Genomic DNA, 236 nt, shown 5'->3' on the forward strand with positions numbered 1-236 from the left:
AGTCTTCGCTCACTAAAAACCTTAAACACTTGGTCGAGGAAAAGATTCAAGTCCAGAAGTGGTCCCCTGAACAAGTTGCCCATGTGGTTGGGATTGCCTACAAGACGGTCTATAACTGGATTGATCAAGGCTGGCTTGATGTACAGCTACCCGATTTGCCTGATCATGGAATTCGTCGTCATCGTGCTAAAGAAAAGCGTGGTACGTTCAGTCACGGCCGCTCCATTGAGGAGCGT

At 48.3% G+C, this 236-nt stretch carries 1 pseudogene; it reads left to right on the forward strand.

The window, feature by feature from the left end:
* Positions 1-236 (forward strand): annotated as a pseudogene (locus H5975_RS09320) (IS30 family transposase); the annotation flags it as partial.

Origin of the sequence: Limosilactobacillus coleohominis, from assembly GCF_016901675.1 — a bacterium.
In the GTDB taxonomy this organism is placed as follows: domain Bacteria; phylum Bacillota; class Bacilli; order Lactobacillales; family Lactobacillaceae; genus Limosilactobacillus; species Limosilactobacillus intestinavium.